We start from the raw sequence: 16,757 nt of genomic DNA, 5'->3' as shown, positions 1-16,757 counted from the left end.
GTAGCCTCAAAGGTTAATTTAGGCATCAAAGCAACAGGCTACAATAATGATAAGAGGTTTTGTCCGTTCGCGGTTGAGGTTTAGCGCCCAGCAGTTAAGCTTAATGTTGAAAGTTAACAGTTGACTTCCCCCTAATCCCCCATCCCCTAATCTCCCTTGTCCCCCCATCCCCTTGTCCCCTTGTCCCCCATCCCCTGACTTCCCCTGTTCCTTTCAAAGCAGCAATAAGCTGTCTGTAAGCTATGTCTATTTATAAACGACTTCCTGAATTGATTCGTACTGTGGGAGAAGAATTGCAGTTTCTTCTACAACCCCGTATTTGGGGTTCTGTCAGCGTGCTGGTGGTGGTGGGAATTTTCTTCTGGCAGTTTTCCGAACACCCCGAATGGTTTAGTTTGGATCAAGAATCAACCCTTGATTCTGACAACTCCGCGAGTCAACTTACCCCAGAAGAACAATCAATTGCGGCGGATATTGATAGTTCTAAAGTGTTATTAGATGAGTTAAATCGCAATAGTTCATTTCTTGCACCTTTAAATACAACAATTTCACTCGGAACAGACTTATTTAAACAAGCTCAGGAATCTGCTAAAAAGCCGGAATCCTCCTCGAATTCCAATCCTCTCGTAGACGCTATCCTGTCAGAATCAGCCCCCAAAACTCAACCCTCAATATCGGTACAGGGGAATACTTCAACTCCTGCTAACAATCTGAATTCAGGTTCTGGTAATCCTTCAACTCCCACCGAGTCCAATCCTAACTTCGGTTTAAATCAATCCGCAGAAACAACCAACCCCCAAACGACAACCACGGCTTTACAACAAGCGATGCAGAACTATCTGCAAACCCAGCAGACCGAAAATAAAGATCTGGCTGTACCGTCTAACACGGCGACTGAATCCTCACCAACCTCAGAAGTCCAAGAAACCAAGCCATCAACACTTTCTCCTAATTCCTTAACAAATCCCAACGCCGCCTTAAATCCCCTCTCAGGAACACCAGTGGGTGTAACACCTTTTACAGGAACTCCCACCATTACAGGACAAACGATTCAACCGAGTTGGAGTGTTCCCAGAGCCAATACTAATCCTGGGGTGGGTACAGTTCCCCTTCCTGCTCCAAATCCCTACCAAACCAACGTCACTCTGCCTCCGGTTGTTCCCACCGTGCCCCCAGTAACACCGGGAACAGCCCCCAACCCTGGATATTCTAACCTCAATTCACTTCCGATAAATAACACTGCACCCTCCTATTCCGTTACGCCGAATACAGGGAGTTACAGCACGGTTCAACCCGTTCAACCGAATAGTTACATGACCCCCAGTAATATGAATCCCAACCTACAACCGGGTCAAATCGGTCAAACTCAACGTAATTTTTCTGTTCCCAATCGTGTTCCAGGTCGTTATATTGGCGGGGGGGAAATTAATACGTTTGCCAATCCTTAATTCCTGATTAAATTAAATATAACGTTAAAATCAGCGATGATCTCTGCCTAGTAGTGGCAGTGGTTTAGAGGCGGGACTTGACATGATTAAAACCACTCTCTATACTAGAAGTATGGATGCAGCAGACATGAGATAATCATGACATCCCGTTACCCTTTAGGGTCGAGGCAAGTCCGGTAAAGACGATCTGAATACCAAAAATATAAACAAGTTTTTGGCGAAGGCTCCTTAAGGAGCCTTTGTTATTCAAGGCTTCGGTAGTTTCTTATTATTCAATAAATTCTTAGCTATAACGAAGAAATTGACTTTCTTTATTTTCCCTATACCTTCGTATTTAGGATATGCACTTGTTACATGGAGTCTTAGCTTTTTACTTTCCTTGAATACTTGAAAAACAACAAAATAATCAACTTTAACACCCTTGGAGTCCACAACTTTCACAATTGCATAATTTCCATACCCTGCATGACAGACTAAGGTTGCACTCTGACCAAGTGCCTTGATAATTTCAGGTAACTGCTTTGATAGGTCATATCTCTCCAAATTAAAGGGTCTGGACTCTCTTGGCCCCTTATACATTAATAATTGTGATTCTTCCTCTGTAAGATCTTCCGATTCTTTTGTAAAGCAGTGTAAGCCATAGGTTACTATAAATTTATATGTAATTAGGTTATTTTTGTCTCTATCATCACGATATTCAACCGAATGGGCATTTAGATGCGATAAATCGTAAATTTCACTATTTAGTGTAAAATTTCTCCAGTTTTTAACTTCTGTTTTAACAGTATTAAATCTTTCACCCATCTCAATATAATATATAGAAATTCGCGCTATTGTATTTACAAATGACAAGCATAATTCTACAACAAAGATACAAAGAACACAAAGAAATTCTAAACGCTAAGTTATCATTGCTATAACTAAAAAATGTAGTGCTATATCAATCATCGCTCTTTCTTGGCGATACACCCATTTATCTCCTCGAATTTCTACTTAGAAGCACGAACTAATAAAAAACTTGCAATTCCAATGCCTAAAAATGTTGGCAACCAAGCGGCAAAAAAGGGAGTGAGAATTTCTTTTTGACCTAATGCTCCGGTGATAAACGAGAGTAAATAATATCCGAAAATCACGATAACGCTAATCCCGAAACTGGTTGCTCGGCTGGTACTTTGGGGTCTACTGCCTAATGCAACTCCTAATAAGGCAAACACCACACAGGAGAACGGGAGAGCATATTTTTGTTGAATTCTAACCTTTGTTTTAACAATTCTTTGTTGATCACCGCTCAATTTCATTAACTTTAAATAATCTTGAGCTTGAGCAATATTCATCTCATCAAAATCTCGTTTTCGGGATGCTAAATCCAGGGGAGTGCGGGACAGTTGAATTTGTTTATGATCAAATCGAACAATATTGCGATAGGAACCATCGGGATTGACAATATAAATAGTACCATTAAAGAAATCCCAGGTATTTTTAGAAAAATTCCAATTCGCATTTTTTGAAGAAATAATTTGAGTCAATTCCGGTTGAGAGCGATCTAAAATCGTCACTTCCAACATTTGACCTCGATCAAATTTTTCAGCATAAAACAATCGGACTAAGCGACTAATTTTTTTATCCGTTCCTTCAATTTCAATTTTATCATATTCAGGATAAAAAATATTATCTTCCTGAATCGGAAGTTGACCTTCATTTAATGCTTGTTCATAGGTGACAGAGGCTCGATAATTGGCAGCCGGAACAATCACCTCATTAAAACCAAAGGTTAAACCTGTAATCAAAAAACTAAAAATTAAAGTCGGAATCAGCAGGCGATATAAACTAATCCCACAACTTCTGAGGGCAATTAATTCACTATCACTGGATAAACGACCATAAACCATTAATGCACTTAAAATCATCGCCATTGGAAAGGCTAAAACGATGAATTCTGGCATTTTTAATAGAAAAATCTGCACAGCAATAGAAACGGCCATTCCCGATTCTGCCACTTGTCGAACTAAGTCAAAAACGGTTCCGACCGTGAGAGCAACGGAGCTAAATAATCCCACACCAAACACAAAGGGCGGAATGATTTCTTGGATTAAATATCGATCTAAAATTGAGAGATAGGGCAGGAAAATTTTGCCTGAACCCAACGGTTTAGAAAGAGTAATTTTCATAATTGAAAACTGTCACCCAGATAATACTGCCGCACTAGGGGGTTATTGTAGAGTTCTTCTGCGGTTCCCGATGCAAAAATTTGTCCATCCCGCATAATATAGGCTCGGTCTGTAATCGCTAAGGTTTCTCGGACGTTATGATCTGTAATTAAGATTCCCAGATTACGAGTGCGTAATTGAGCCACGATTTCTTGAATTTCAGAAACGGCAATGGGGTCAACTCCAGCAAAAGGTTCATCTAAGAGTAAAAACTGAGGCAATTCCAACCCCGCCGCTAAAGCACGGGCTAGTTCTGTCCGTCGTCGTTCTCCTCCAGAAACTTGATAGCCTAAAGTCGAGGCAACTTTTTCTAAGCGAAACTCCCGCAACAGAGTATGGAGACGTTTTTGCCATAAATGACGCGGAACACGGGTTTGCTGTAAAACCAATAAAATATTATCCCTGACACTGAGATGGCGAAAAATACTCGCTTGTTGAGCCAAATAACCAATGCCTAACTGGGCGCGTTGATGAATGGGTAAATGGGTAATATCAAGTTCATTGAGATAAACATTTCCTTGGGTTGGTTTTTCTAACCCCGTTGCAATATAAAATGTCGTGGTTTTCCCTGCACCATTGGGCCCTAATAATCCCACAATTTCCCCTTGAGAAACGGAGAGATTAACTCGACTGACAACGGTGCGTTTACGGTAGGATTTGTGAATATTCTCCAGCACGATTTTCATAAGGAAATCTGTTAGAAATAACTTAAGGGTTACGAGGTGCTGAAGGTGAACTTAAGGGAGTTTTAAACGCAGGTTTAGGATTAAAAGGTTCTACCGTTGCGTTTTTAGGACTAGCACTTTCATCGGGGACTAAATACATCGATTCTACTTGTCCGCCTCCTTGAGGTAAAGCAATAAATCGTCCTTCATCAATCAAATAGGTGACGGTTTCCCCTCGAATGGTGTTGCCTTCTTGCAAAACAAACACATTGCCACTCAGGACAATTCGACGTTCTCGACTAAAATATTGAGCTTGGGCCGCTGTCGCTTGAATACTGCGGGCGGGATAGTTAATCTGGACGTTACCCCGTGCGGTAACAATTCCCGTCTGAGCATCGGCTTCTTGAATATCAGACCGAACGGTCATGGCCCGTCCCACAGCGTTTTTAGCCGCAGGTGCATTTTGGGCATAGCTAGGAGTGGAACTCACTAGGCTATCGGTGACAAAACTACTCACGAAAGCAATGGGTAGCAGCAGGGTCAACCCGACTCGCAGAGAGATTGAATTTAACAGTTTGGCAATTTGCATTATGACGTTAGAAATTCTAAAACATTGACTGGGTGATGCAATTAAGCTAGGAACGGTTTTAATGCCAAAAAATCAAAATTGATTAACTCTGTCGCCTATTGTACTCGATCGTTGACGGAGGACTGTTGATATAAAGATTAATAACAATAAATGGCTCAAAAAAATGCCTTTTTAAGTATTAATTCCTCTGGACTAGCCTCAAAATAGATCGGGTGCGGGTTTCCAGACATCCTACAAATCACCTATGATTTGATCAGAGTAGATTAGCCGGAACGTTTAGGAAGTAGACAATGGTATCTCCCGAATCCTCATCAATGTCTTCTGATTCGACCTTAAAACCTATTACCACTTGGCACAGCTTCGCTGCTGAGAAAGCCCTCAAGGTACTCGATACAGATAGCGAAACCGGGTTAACCCCACACCAGGTGACTCAACGACAACAACAGTATGGTCTGAATGAATTAGAAGAAGGCGCGGGTCGCAGTCCCTTGGAGATTTTATGGGATCAGTTCACGAATATTATGCTCGTGATGTTGATTGCTGTTGCCATTGTATCTGCCTTTATCGATTTACGAAAGGGAGCCTTTCCCAAGGATGCCGTTGCCATTTTTGCGATTGTGATTTTGAATGGGATGTTAGGCTATTTTCAAGAAAGCCGTGCAGAACAAGCCTTAGCAGCCCTCAAACGGATGTCTTCACCGAAAGTTAGGGTGATGCGGGACGGTAAGCTGTTGGAAGTTTCAGCAAAAGAATTGGTTCCAGGGGATATCATGTTTCTCGAAGCGGGGGTGCAAATTCCAGCCGATGGTCGCTTAATTGAAGCTCAGAATTTGCAAGTGCGAGAAGCAGCCTTAACGGGAGAAGCAGAGGGCGTGATTAAAAGGCCCAATGTGGAATTACCCGAAGATGCCCCATTAGGCGATCGCCTTAATATGGTATTTATGGGGACAGAAGTTGTCCAGGGACGGGGACAAGTAATTGTCACCAATACGGGAATGACAACGGAACTGGGACGTATTGCGGAAATGATTCAAGGCGTTGAAAGTGAACCGACGCCTCTCCAGCAACGAATGTCTCAGTTAGGGAATGTGTTGGTCAGTGGGTCTTTAGCCTTAGTCGCCTTAGTGGTCATTGGCGGTGTGATTAGAACCGGAAGTTTTAGCCGTTTAGAAGATTTATTAGAAGTGTCTCTGAGTATGGCGGTGGCGGTGGTTCCCGAAGGTTTACCTGCTGTGGTAACGGTAACTTTAGCCATTGGCACCCAACGCATGGTACGGCGTCATGCGTTAATTCGTAAATTGCCTGCGGTAGAAACCTTGGGTTCTGTCACCACCATTTGTTCAGATAAAACCGGAACTCTCACCCAAAATAAAATGGTGGTGCAATCGGTTTATACCTTAAATGAAGTGTTTCAAGTCACCGGAGAAGGATATGATCCCGTTGGGGAATTACGATTGATTACCTCTGACGAAAATAGCACCCTCTCTCCTGCTGCTGAAGTTTTACAACCCATTTTAACAGCCTGTGTTTTATGTAATGATGCTCAATTACAACAAGATAAAAATCAATGGATTATTTTAGGAGATCCCACAGAAGGAGCGTTATTATCGTTAGCGGGAAAAGTCGGTTTATTTAGAGAAACTCATAATCAACAAAATCCCCGTCTTGCTGAAATTCCTTTCTCTTCAGAACGCAAGCGCATGAGTGTGATTTGTCAATCTGATGATAAATTTTCGATGTTTACGAAAGGATCACCGGAGTTGATTTTAGCTCAATGTGATTCTGTTTTGGTTGGAAATCAAACGGTTTCTTTAACTGAAGCTGACCGTCAACGAATTCTCAACCAAAATAATGAAATGGCTGGGAAAGGATTACGAGTTTTAGGATTTGCCACTCGCTCTTTAACAACATTACCCGAAGAAGGCACTGAAGAAGCCGCCGAACAGGAATTAGTTTGGTTAGGATTAGTGGGAATGTTAGATGCGCCGCGTCCTGAAGTTCGAGAAGCGGTTAAACGGTGTCGAGAAGCCGGAATTCGTCCAGTAATGATTACCGGAGATCATCAATTAACCGCGAAAGTCATTGCTCAAGATTTAGGCATCGCTACCCCTGATGATTTAAGCTTAACAGGTCAAGAATTACAGAAACTTTCTCAAACCGAATTAGAACAAGAAGTTGAACAAGTCAGTGTTTATGCGAGGGTTTCTCCTGAACATAAACTTCGTATTGTTCAAGCCTTACAAAAGAATGGTGAATTTGTCGCCATGACCGGGGATGGAGTTAATGATGCTCCCGCCTTAAAACAAGCGGATATTGGTATTGCGATGGGAATTACTGGAACTGATGTTAGTAAAGAAGCCAGTGATATGATTTTGTTGGATGATAACTTTGCTACTATTGTTGCCGCCACAGAAGAAGGGCGAGTAGTTTATAGTAATATTCGCCGTTTTGTTAAATATATTCTCGGTAGTAATATTGGGGAAGTGTTAGTAATTGCATCTTCTCCAATTTTAGGGTTAGGGGGCGTTCCCTTATCCCCATTACAAATTTTATGGATGAACCTTGTAACCGATGGTTTACCGGCTTTAGCCTTAGCGATGGAACCCGCCGAACCTGCGGTGATGCAACGTCCTCCTAATAATCCCCGTGAAAGTATTTTTGCGCGAGGATTAGGCTTATATATGGTGAGAATTGGGATTATTTTTGCCATTTTAACGATTGTTTTAATGGTTTGGGCTTACGATCATACTAAAATCGCGGGTAATCCTGAACGCTGGAAAACAATGGTGTTTACAACCTTATGTTTAGCCCAAATGGGTCATGCGTTAGCGGTGCGTTCTGATAACCAACTGACGATACAAATGAATCCTGCAACAAATCTTTATCTTTGGGCTGCGGTTTTATTAACTACAGTTCTTCAATTACTATTAATTTATGTTCCACCCTTACAAAGTTTCTTTGGAACTCACGCTTTAACATCTACAGAATTGTTAATCTGTTTAGGTTTTAGTGCCTTAATGTTTGTCTGGATTGAAATGGAAAAACTGGTTCAAAGATGGTTTTTCCAACGTCGTCAAAATCCGACTTTGTAAAGGATAACTCTGAATTGAAACCCCAAGATAACGATTATAAACTCGGTTTTTGGGTCTGGTGACATTGACGTTTGACAGGGTTAGTGGTAGCGTTGCACTCAACGACTCACAGCTAACCCTGTCTTTTTTTAAACGGTGTTTGTTGTTTTTGGGTTTCGTCCCTGAACCTAACTTCCGAGTGGGTGTTGTGAGTTTCACTCAACAGTATTGCCAATTGACCCCATTCGCCATAGAATCAGGACGAGAACCCAGGGTGCTGGAAATGGGGAAATAATTAATCAGGAATATAGCCAAAAACACTTATGAGTTACCTAAATTTAATTTCTTTTTTGGGAATCTTTGGCTTATGCTTTATAGCTTGGTTATTCTCAGAAAATAAACGAGTCATCCCTTGGCGAACAATGGGTTTAGGGATTGGTTTACAATTGGTTTTAGCCTTTTTCGTATTTCTTTTCCCACCCACCAGAACGGCTTTAGAATGGTTTAGTAGCCTTCTCGATAGCTTATTTACAGCCGCAGATACAGGGGCTCGATTTGTTTTTGGAAAAAATATTGTTCCCCTTCCTGGGCAAACTCCTGATGTTAATTTAGGTTATATTTTTGCATTTAGAGCCTTACCAACCGTTATTTTCTTCTCCGGCTTAATGGCACTGTTATATAACTTAGGTGTGATTCAAGTTGTTACGAATGTTTTTGCTAAGTTATTCTATAAAACGATGCGCTTAAGTGGGGCAGAAGCCTTAAGCGGGGCGGCTAATATTTTTGTGGGAATTGAAGCCGCCATTGTGGTTAAACCCTACTTAGAAAAGATGACCCGTTCTGAACTGTGTGCGATTCTCAGTTGTTGTTTTGGAACGGCGGCTTCTTCAACCTTAGCCATTTATGTGAGTTTCTTAAGACCTGTTTTTCCGAATATTTTAGGGCATTTAGTCTCTGCTTCTATTATGGCAATTCCAGCCTGTTTTGTGATTTCTAAAATCTTAGTTCCTGAAACCGATAAACCCCTAACATTAGGAAAATTACCCGAAGAAAAGAAAGAAGAAAACTTAATTACCCATGAAGACGGAGAACCCCATTTAGAAACCGTTGGCGGTGAATTGATGGAGCGAGTTAGCCCCCTAGACTCTGCGATTATTGGGGCATTAGATGGGGTGAAAATGTCCGTTGCTATTGCTGCGGTTTTGATCTTAATTTTAGGATTAGTTTCTTTAGTCAATCAATTTTCAGGGTGGTTAGGTTTATTACCGAGTCCAGTGGGAGACGTTTTTCAAGTTCTAACCTTAGCGAATATTTTGGGATTTATATTTTATCCCTTAACCATTTTAACCGGAGTTCCCTTTGAAGATTCTTGGACAGCTTCGGTAATTATTGGTCGTCGGTTATTAGAAACAGCAATTCCTCCCTATCAAGCCTTAGCAGAAGCCGCCAAAGAAGGATTAATTACACCTCGAACGGTGTTAATTGTTAGTTATGCTTTATCCGGTTTTGCCCATGTCGCTTCAGTGGGAATTTTTGTTGGCGGAATGGTGGGTTTAGTTCCTTCTCGGCGAAAAGATATTTCCGAATTAGGCTGGAAAGCTTTATTTGCTGGAACCTTAGCCACCATGATGATTGCTTGTTTAGCGGGATTCTATGATAATGGAAATCCAAGTATTATGGGTGAACCTGCGACAACCCCAGCCGTTAGCACCCCTGCGGCTCCTAACACAACGGTTTCACCCACTCCAACCCCTGCACCGACGGTGAGTCCAACTCCTAAAGCTTCTCCTTCCCCTAAAGCGACAACAGCACCCTCTGAAAAGCCTAAATCTTAGGTCAAGAGAGAGTAGCTGCTGACTGATGATGGGTGGGGATGACCCCGCCCCTACATCGTATAAACACTATTACATTTTTCATGACTAATATTATTCTAACTCTTAGTATTGTTGTTCTGGCTTTAATTGCCTTTATTTTTGAGTGGCTTCCCGTTGATTTAACCGCCCTCACCGTTACCGTTGTGTTAATGATTTTGAAGTTAGTCACACCGGATGAAGGCATATCGGGGTTTGGTAACTCTGCCACAATTACGGTGATGGCGATGTTTATTTTAAGTGCGGGAATTACTAAAACCGGAGTTGTACAAACCGTTCGAGATTGGTTAGTGAAATGGGGCGGAAAAACGGCAGGTCAACAAATTTTAGTCATGGGATTAATTGTAGGCCCCATTACTGCATTTATTAATAACACCGCAGTTGTGGCAATTTTCTTACCCATTATTGAAGATTGGTGTCGCAAACAAAGAATTTCTCCCTCTAAATTATTAATTCCCTTATCGTATGCAACGGTTTTAGGGGGGATGATTACTGTCATTGGAACTTCAACAAACGTTTTAGCCAGTGGAATTTCTAAACAAATGGGATATGGGGAATTTCAGTTATTTCAATTTACCCCATTAGGGATTATCACTTTTATTATCGGTATCATCTATTTAGCGGTTATTGCGCCTCGACTCTTACCTGACCGCAAACCCGCAAATTTTGAAATTCTTGAACAAGAATATGGGTTAAAAGATTATGTGAGTGAACTGGTTGTTACTCCTCGTTCTAGCTTAGTCGGACAAACCGTTAATCAAAGCGAAATACAACGCAAATTTGATTTAGATGTACTTGAATTAATTCAAAATAAGATGCGCTTTCCCCAACCTTTGGGGGATAAAGTATTAAGTGCAGGAGATATTTTAATTGTTCGCAGCAGTCGAGAAGATTTACTCAAAATTCGAGATGAGAGAGGTTTAGAACTGCTTCCCGATGTTAAGTTTAAAGAAGAATCCTTAGAAACAGTTTTGAGTTCAGGAGAAGAAAAAATAGCCGAAGTTTTAATTTTATCGAATTCTCGATTAATTGGAACAACTTTAAAAGATTTAAGATTTCGTCAACGCTATAACGCAACGGTTTTAGCTATTCGTCGAGGTTCAGAATTAGTCCAAGGACGATTAGGGAAAGTTCCTTTAAGATTTGGGGATTTGTTATTACTTCAAGGCCCTAAACAAAGCTTTATTGGGTTACAAACTACACGAGAACTGTTAGTTTTAGAAGAGCGAGATGTCGAAAATCTCAGACAAGATAAAGCTTGGGTCGCACTGGCTATTATTTTAGGCGTTATTGTTGTCGCCGCTTTTGATTTAATGCCTATTTTAGTTAGTGCTTTAGCGGGTGTGATTTTAATGGTTGTGACAGGATGTATCAAACCCGGAGAAATTTATGGCGCTGTCCGTTGGGATGTAATCTTTTTATTAGCAGGATTAATTCCATTAGGAATTGCAATGGATAAATCGGGCGCCACTCAATGGTTAGCTGATACGTTAGTTAGTTTTGGGGGTAATTTATCCGGTTATTGGATTTTATTATTGTTCTATATTGCCACATCGCTTCTAACAGAAATTCTATCAAATAATGCAACCGTTGTCTTAATGATTCCAATTGCAGTAAAAGTTGCTGTAACATTAGGCTTAAATCCCTTTGCCTTTATGTATGCTGTCACCTTTGCTGCTTCTAATAGTTATATGACCCCCATTGGCTATCAAACCAATACAATGGTTTACAGTCCAGGGGGATATAAATTTTTCGACTTTACCCGGGTTGGTGCTCCTTTGAATTTAATCCTAACGATTGTTACCCCATTATTAATCGTTTGGTTATATGGATTATCCCCCATCAAATAGTAGAAACGTGAACCCCTTACTAACTTTACAAAACTATGAAGGATAAAATTAAATCTTATTTTCCAGGGATATCGACTTTATCCCATTAACATCTCAGGACTTACCCAGTGACGCTATAGCGCTACTTGAAGAGGGAACACCGAACACCGAACACCGAACAGTAAGAAGTGAAAGGGTTTCAGGATTTAGAAATGTCCTAACTGTAATGCGTAGTGCTATATCTGTAGCGTCACTGCGTAAGTCCTGTTTCCGATAACAACCGCACGCGACAGTTTCCTGATATACTCAAGAGAGAATTTAAACTCAGTTCCTCTTTTGTGCCCATGACATCCCCCCAATGGCCATTAGGTCTGATTGCCTTCACCCTAACCAGTGCGTCTATCTCTGTTCAAGCTCAAATCATCCCAGATGGAACCTTACCGATAAATTCTACCGTCACTCAACAACAAAACCGTTTTCAAATCGACGGGGGAACCATAATCTTTCTTCCCCGTTACTCTGGTTTTGCAACCCCTAAAAGTTGATTCATATAAGATTTTTGAGTGTAGATCTCCTAAACCCTCTCTACAGTAAACATAACCCTCAATTAACCGGGATACTGAAGAAGGGGTCGTTCACCAATACTAAACTCCGGGTTAATTCTAATTTTTGCTATACTATTGGACAGCCATTGTAACTAATTCTTGGAGCTTTTGATCGAGCATTTCTGCAACTCTCAAAATTTTCGGATTCTCAAATCTACCTAATAGAGATGAAGGTTGATCATAGGTAATATAAGTTTTGCCATTATATTCATCATACACAAACAATCGCAGGGGAACGTAAAGACCGACTGCCGGGTCTTCTTCAAACATTTGATTCGCAATCAGGGGATTACCCATTATATAAAGTTTAGCTTGTTTAAATTTGCCACATAAGGAAAGCACTTTACCAGATTCAAGGTGTGTAAAAATCATTAAATCATTTTTACCCACCATTGATTTAACTGCATTTTCTACTTCTGTAAAAGAGGCATTTGCATCGATCAGCTTTTGAAAAATCAGATTATTAGCTTTACCAACCATTGACTCTATAGCCGTTGTCACTTGGGCAAAGGATTTTTCTGAAGACACTTTTATGTGGTTTACGGTGAAATTAATAGTTTCCATATCTGTTAATTTATAATTTTACAAATATTTTAAATCTCTAATTTTTAAACCCCTAGCCAATAGCAAGGGGTTTAATATTTTTTCAGAAATAAATTAGCTTATGATCCAGCTAGATGTTTTGATAAAGACTCAATTGAGGGATAATCATAGGTTATCGTTGGATCAATAGAACCTCCCAACCAGTTCTCTAAATCGCTAGTTAATCCAATAGTCGCTGAGGAATCCAAGCCATAGCGGTCAAAAGAAGCTTTAACATCAACTTCTTTGGGATCAATTTCCAGAAGTTGGGCTATATAAGAAACCAACCAGCCTTGAATAGCGGATTGGTTCTTGTGGGTTTCAACAGCGATTTCTTGATTTTGAATTGCCATGCTAATTTTCTCCTGAATGGGTCTGGGATAAAAATTTTGCTCACCAAAAATGGGAACAATGGATTGGGTCATTAAAAATCCATTCCCTAAATTATAAACCTAAATTTCTAGGTTTTTTTCTAGGTTTTTATGAGTGAACATTAAATTTGTGAACTACCTACACCGCCCTAATCGGGTCGGTGTAGGCTTCCGAATTCACAGACCGATGCCTCTTACTTTTACAAGCAGGTGGACTTACACAGCCTCCATCGGCAAAGACGGGGTTCCCTCCGCCTTCAGTTAATATTCTGATGCCTTCATTCCTGATATTTAATGCAGCGTTTTCATCACGGTCATGGTGAGTATGGCAATTGAGGCAATCCCATTCTCTGATATCCAGAGGTAACTCATCTAGGATATGACCACAACAGGAGCAGGTTTTGGAACTGGGGAAGAAGCGATCAATTTCTACAAGTTCGTCATTTTTTTGCTTCAACTTGTAATCAATAAAGTTGACAAATTTTCCCCATCCCACATCAGATATTGACTGAGATAACTTTCGGTTCTTAACCATCCCCTTGACGTTGAGGTTTTCAACGACAATCACTTGGCTTTCGTTTACCAATTTTCTTGATAATTTATGCAAGAAATCTTGGCGGGAATTAGCTATCTTCTCATGAACCTTAGCTACAGTTTTTCTAAACTTCTCTCTCGATTTACTGCCTTTGGTTTTTCGGGAGAGTTTTTTCTGTTTTCGGGCTAAATTTTTCTGATGACGACATAAATGTTTAGGGTTAGCATATTTAGTTGCATTCTCTCCATTATGAGTAATTGCGAAATCTTTTAACCCCAGATCAATCCCAATAATCCGATCTCCCGACTGTTTAACTTCAGTTCCTTCCACTTCACATAAAATTGAAGCAAAATATTTATCAGTCGAAGTTTTGGAGATTGTTACCGTTTTAATCTTTCCCGTAACTTCTCGGTGGAATACTGCTTTGATTTCACCAATCTTAGGGACTTTTAGATATTCACCGTTAACAGTAACACTTTGGGGATATTGGATAGATTGTTTGTGATGTTTAGATTTGAAATTGGGAAATTTAGCTCGTCCCTCAAAAAAGTTTTTGTAGGCTCTATCTAAGTTTATGGCTACACATTGGAGAACCGATGAATAGCAATCTTCTTTGAGCCAAGGATATTCTTTTTTGAGTTGAGGTAACATCCCTTTGTAGGATGCCAGTTTTAAACTTTTACCAGTTTCTTGATAGTGCTGAATACAGGTGTTTAAGGCAAAATTCCAATACCATCTTGCACAACCAAACGATTTAGCTAATACCAATTCCTGTTCTGATGTTGGATATAACCTAACTTTTGTTGCCTTCAGCACTTTAAATCACCCCCTTTTTCTAATTATAACCAATTATTGAACATTCTAGTCCCTGACCGCAATTCATCCCACGCTTCCCTATCGGGTCAGTCGTGGGGCACTCGTTGCGGAAGAAGCTAAAACAAGAAAATTAGGTTCAGGATTAAGACAGTACAGGAGATAGATTCTAGTATCCTGCTATGTTGCCTTTTTTGCGGCTAAAAAAGCTTTTTTAGCTTTGATAGTATCGGCTTTAGGAATTTTGACATCCCAAATTAAACCCAGCTTTTCCAAAATGAGGACAACCCAGCCCCCGATATCAACTTGCCACCAGTCGAAACCAAAAATGGCTGATTGCGGAAAAGCATGGTGACTATTGTGCCATCCTTCACCCAAGGAAGGAAGAGCCAGCCAGAGATTGTTCCGGCTGTGATCAGGGGTATTAAAGGAGCGACCGCCAAGGACATGACAAAAAGAGTTGACGCCATTGATGAGGTTATTGACAAAGAACATCCGCACCAGTCCTCCCCAAAGAAAGCCTTGAAAAGCTCCCAGCCATGAGTTTGTCAAAACTCCGCCTAGGATAGCAGGAATGACCAGTCCTAAAATCACCCACAGCCAATAATATCGGCTCACTGTTGTTAGGGCTTTGTCCCGCAGTAAGTCTGGAACATAGTGGATGGTATTGGGGTGTTCTCTGTTGGTCGCTAACCAGCCATCATGAGCGTGCCAAAAGCCTTTGATCTGATCCGTAACTCCTTCTCCAAAAAGATGGGGAGAATGAGGATCTCCGAGTTGATCGGCATATTCATGGTGACGACGATGGGCGGCTACTGCCAACAGCAAGGGGCCAGGGGCTGCCATAGATCCCAGAATTGCTAAGGTCACTCTAACAACGACATTGGCTTTAAACGCATTATGGCTAAAAAGGCGATGCCAACCCACAGTAAAGCCAATTTGAGTTAAGAACCACAAACTGATAAACAGCCCTAAGTCCACCCAAGTCATAGGAATTCCGAACAATAGTAAAACAATGGCGGTGATGAATCCCAAAAAAGGTACAACTTCAAACAAGATGAAGTGTATGGTTTGAGGAACTGTCAGATGAGGGGCTGTGACGGTTTTTTGTCTTTTGTCTGGATTAACAAGAGGTTCTGTAATCATTGGATCAGCTAGGTTTATGATTGCGGTTAATCATTGCTTTTCTGGGTTTAATGCCTAACTTGAAGGCTAGTTGCAGGCTTCATTACCACTAACCTTTCTTTTTTTAGCGGCGATCGCTTCGGCTGTGGGCATTTTCAAGTCCCAAACCCAACCTAGCTTTTCGAGTAGTCGAATCACGAAGCCACCGACATCGATTTGCCACCATTGGAAACTATGAATAGCCGCATAAGGAAAAGCATGGTGGTTGTTGTGCCATTCTCCACAGGTGAACAAAGCCACCCAGAGGTTATTGCGGCTATAGTCGTCAGTCTCAAAGGGACGATTTCCTAAGAGATGGGCCAAAGAGCCAACCGTCCAGAAACCTAAATGGTGTTGAAGGAAGATACGGAGAAAGCCGCCCCATAATGTTCCGGTCAAGGCCCCCATCCAAGTTCCGGTGATTACTCCACCAATAACACCCGGAATCGCTACCCCCAAAAATAGCCACAAATAATAAAGTTGGCTAATTCTGTTCAGCATGGGATCTCGCACCATGTCTTTAGCAAAGACAAAGGTGTTCGTGAGTTCATGATTGAATGTCCAACCAACATGAGAATGCCATAACCCTTCTAAAAAGCCCAATTTTTGATCTTCTTTAACAAAGGGAGAATGGGGATCTCCAGGGGTATCGCTGTATTTGTGGTGACGGCGATGGGTGGCTACCCAATAATTGAGGGGGCCTTCTGCGGCCATAGAACCCAGGACAGCCAGGATAATTCTCACCGTCTGATTAGCCCCGAAGGCGCAGTGGGCAAAGTGTCTATGCAGCCCTACTGTTACGCCAATTGCTGTTAAAAAATACATAATCAGCAATAGCCAGATATCTACGGCACTAACACCGATCTGAAAAGCCAGGACTACTGCTGCTACAGATCCGCTTAAGGGAATGATGAGATTGCTGATGCCGTGAATTTCTTGTTGTCTTTTCAGGCGATCGCTTTTAATTGTGATTGCTTGCATTGTTGGCTCAACCTACATAAGTTTTG

General features: G+C 41.1%; 14 protein-coding genes. 5 read left to right on the top strand and 9 right to left on the bottom strand.

What is annotated here, in order from left to right:
• The first annotated feature begins 242 nt into the window (after positions 1 to 242).
• Entirely contained in the window at positions 243 to 1,448 is a 1,206-nt protein-coding gene (locus H6G57_RS11955; protein WP_190518835.1) for a hypothetical protein, read from the top strand.
• Between the two features lie 246 nt (positions 1,449 to 1,694).
• Here the strand turns inward: H6G57_RS11955 and H6G57_RS11950 are convergent, their stop codons facing one another.
• The 4 genes from H6G57_RS11950 to H6G57_RS11935 all read right to left on the bottom strand — a co-directional run bounded on the left by H6G57_RS11950 (position 1,695) and on the right by H6G57_RS11935 (position 4,909).
• On the bottom strand, positions 1,695 to 2,252 hold the full coding sequence (locus tag H6G57_RS11950; protein ID WP_190518834.1) for a heat-shock protein: 558 nt from the start codon (positions 2,250 to 2,252) through the stop codon (positions 1,695 to 1,697).
• 185 nt (positions 2,253 to 2,437) lie between these two features.
• The gene (locus H6G57_RS11945; protein ID WP_190518832.1) at positions 2,438 to 3,616 is read right to left on the bottom strand and encodes an LptF/LptG family permease; all 1,179 of its coding nucleotides are present in this window, start codon (positions 3,614 to 3,616) and stop codon (positions 2,438 to 2,440) included.
• Positions 3,613 to 4,341, bottom strand: coding sequence for an LPS export ABC transporter ATP-binding protein (gene lptB / locus H6G57_RS11940; RefSeq protein WP_190518830.1), 729 nt, complete (start codon positions 4,339 to 4,341; stop codon positions 3,613 to 3,615). Before lptB ends, H6G57_RS11945 begins: the two co-directional genes overlap by 4 nt.
• A gap of 22 nt (positions 4,342 to 4,363) precedes the next feature.
• A complete protein-coding gene (locus H6G57_RS11935) occupies positions 4,364 to 4,909 on the bottom strand; it encodes an LptA/OstA family protein (protein ID WP_190518829.1) in 546 nt (181 codons plus the stop codon).
• 290 nt (positions 4,910 to 5,199) lie between these two features.
• Here H6G57_RS11935 and H6G57_RS11930 point away from each other — a divergent pair, with 290 nt between their 5' ends.
• The 4 genes from H6G57_RS11930 (at position 5,200) to H6G57_RS11915 (ending at position 12,225) form a co-directional block, all read left to right on the top strand.
• Complete coding sequence (locus H6G57_RS11930; protein WP_190518827.1) at positions 5,200 to 8,001, top strand: cation-translocating P-type ATPase; 2,802 nt, start codon at positions 5,200 to 5,202, stop codon at positions 7,999 to 8,001.
• 302 nt (positions 8,002 to 8,303) lie between these two features.
• On the top strand, positions 8,304 to 9,815 hold the full coding sequence (locus H6G57_RS11925; protein WP_190518825.1) for a NupC/NupG family nucleoside CNT transporter: 1,512 nt from the start codon (positions 8,304 to 8,306) through the stop codon (positions 9,813 to 9,815).
• Between the two features lie 80 nt (positions 9,816 to 9,895).
• Entirely contained in the window at positions 9,896 to 11,701 is a 1,806-nt protein-coding gene (locus tag H6G57_RS11920) for an SLC13 family permease (RefSeq protein ID WP_190518824.1), read from the top strand.
• Positions 11,702 to 12,018: 317 nt separating this feature from the next.
• Positions 12,019 to 12,225, top strand: coding sequence for a hypothetical protein (locus tag H6G57_RS11915; protein WP_206756690.1), 207 nt, complete (start codon positions 12,019 to 12,021; stop codon positions 12,223 to 12,225).
• A 132-nt stretch (positions 12,226 to 12,357) separates the two neighbouring features.
• Here the strand turns inward: H6G57_RS11915 and H6G57_RS11910 are convergent, their stop codons facing one another.
• From H6G57_RS11910 to H6G57_RS11890, 5 genes are all read right to left on the bottom strand, one after another.
• Complete coding sequence (locus tag H6G57_RS11910) at positions 12,358 to 12,849, bottom strand: DUF302 domain-containing protein (protein WP_190518820.1); 492 nt, start codon at positions 12,847 to 12,849, stop codon at positions 12,358 to 12,360.
• A gap of 98 nt (positions 12,850 to 12,947) precedes the next feature.
• Positions 12,948 to 13,292: an acyl carrier protein gene (locus H6G57_RS11905; protein ID WP_199314228.1), complete on the bottom strand. Its 345-nt coding sequence runs from the start codon at positions 13,290 to 13,292 to the stop codon at positions 12,948 to 12,950.
• Between the two features lie 85 nt (positions 13,293 to 13,377).
• The gene (locus H6G57_RS11900; RefSeq protein WP_190518818.1) at positions 13,378 to 14,589 is read right to left on the bottom strand and encodes an RNA-guided endonuclease TnpB family protein; all 1,212 of its coding nucleotides are present in this window, start codon (positions 14,587 to 14,589) and stop codon (positions 13,378 to 13,380) included.
• 177 nt (positions 14,590 to 14,766) lie between these two features.
• Positions 14,767 to 15,732 (bottom strand): acyl-CoA desaturase, encoded by a 966-nt coding sequence (locus tag H6G57_RS11895; RefSeq protein ID WP_190518817.1) that lies wholly within the window; start codon positions 15,730 to 15,732, stop codon positions 14,767 to 14,769.
• Between the two features lie 66 nt (positions 15,733 to 15,798).
• Entirely contained in the window at positions 15,799 to 16,731 is a 933-nt protein-coding gene (locus H6G57_RS11890; protein ID WP_190518815.1) for an acyl-CoA desaturase, read from the bottom strand.
• Positions 16,732 to 16,757 lie beyond the last annotated feature (26 nt).

It is taken from the genome of Planktothrix sp. FACHB-1365, from assembly GCF_014697575.1.
GTDB lineage: Bacteria > Cyanobacteriota > Cyanobacteriia > Cyanobacteriales > Microcoleaceae > Planktothrix.
This window is presented reverse-complemented; position numbering and strand designations above follow the sequence as displayed.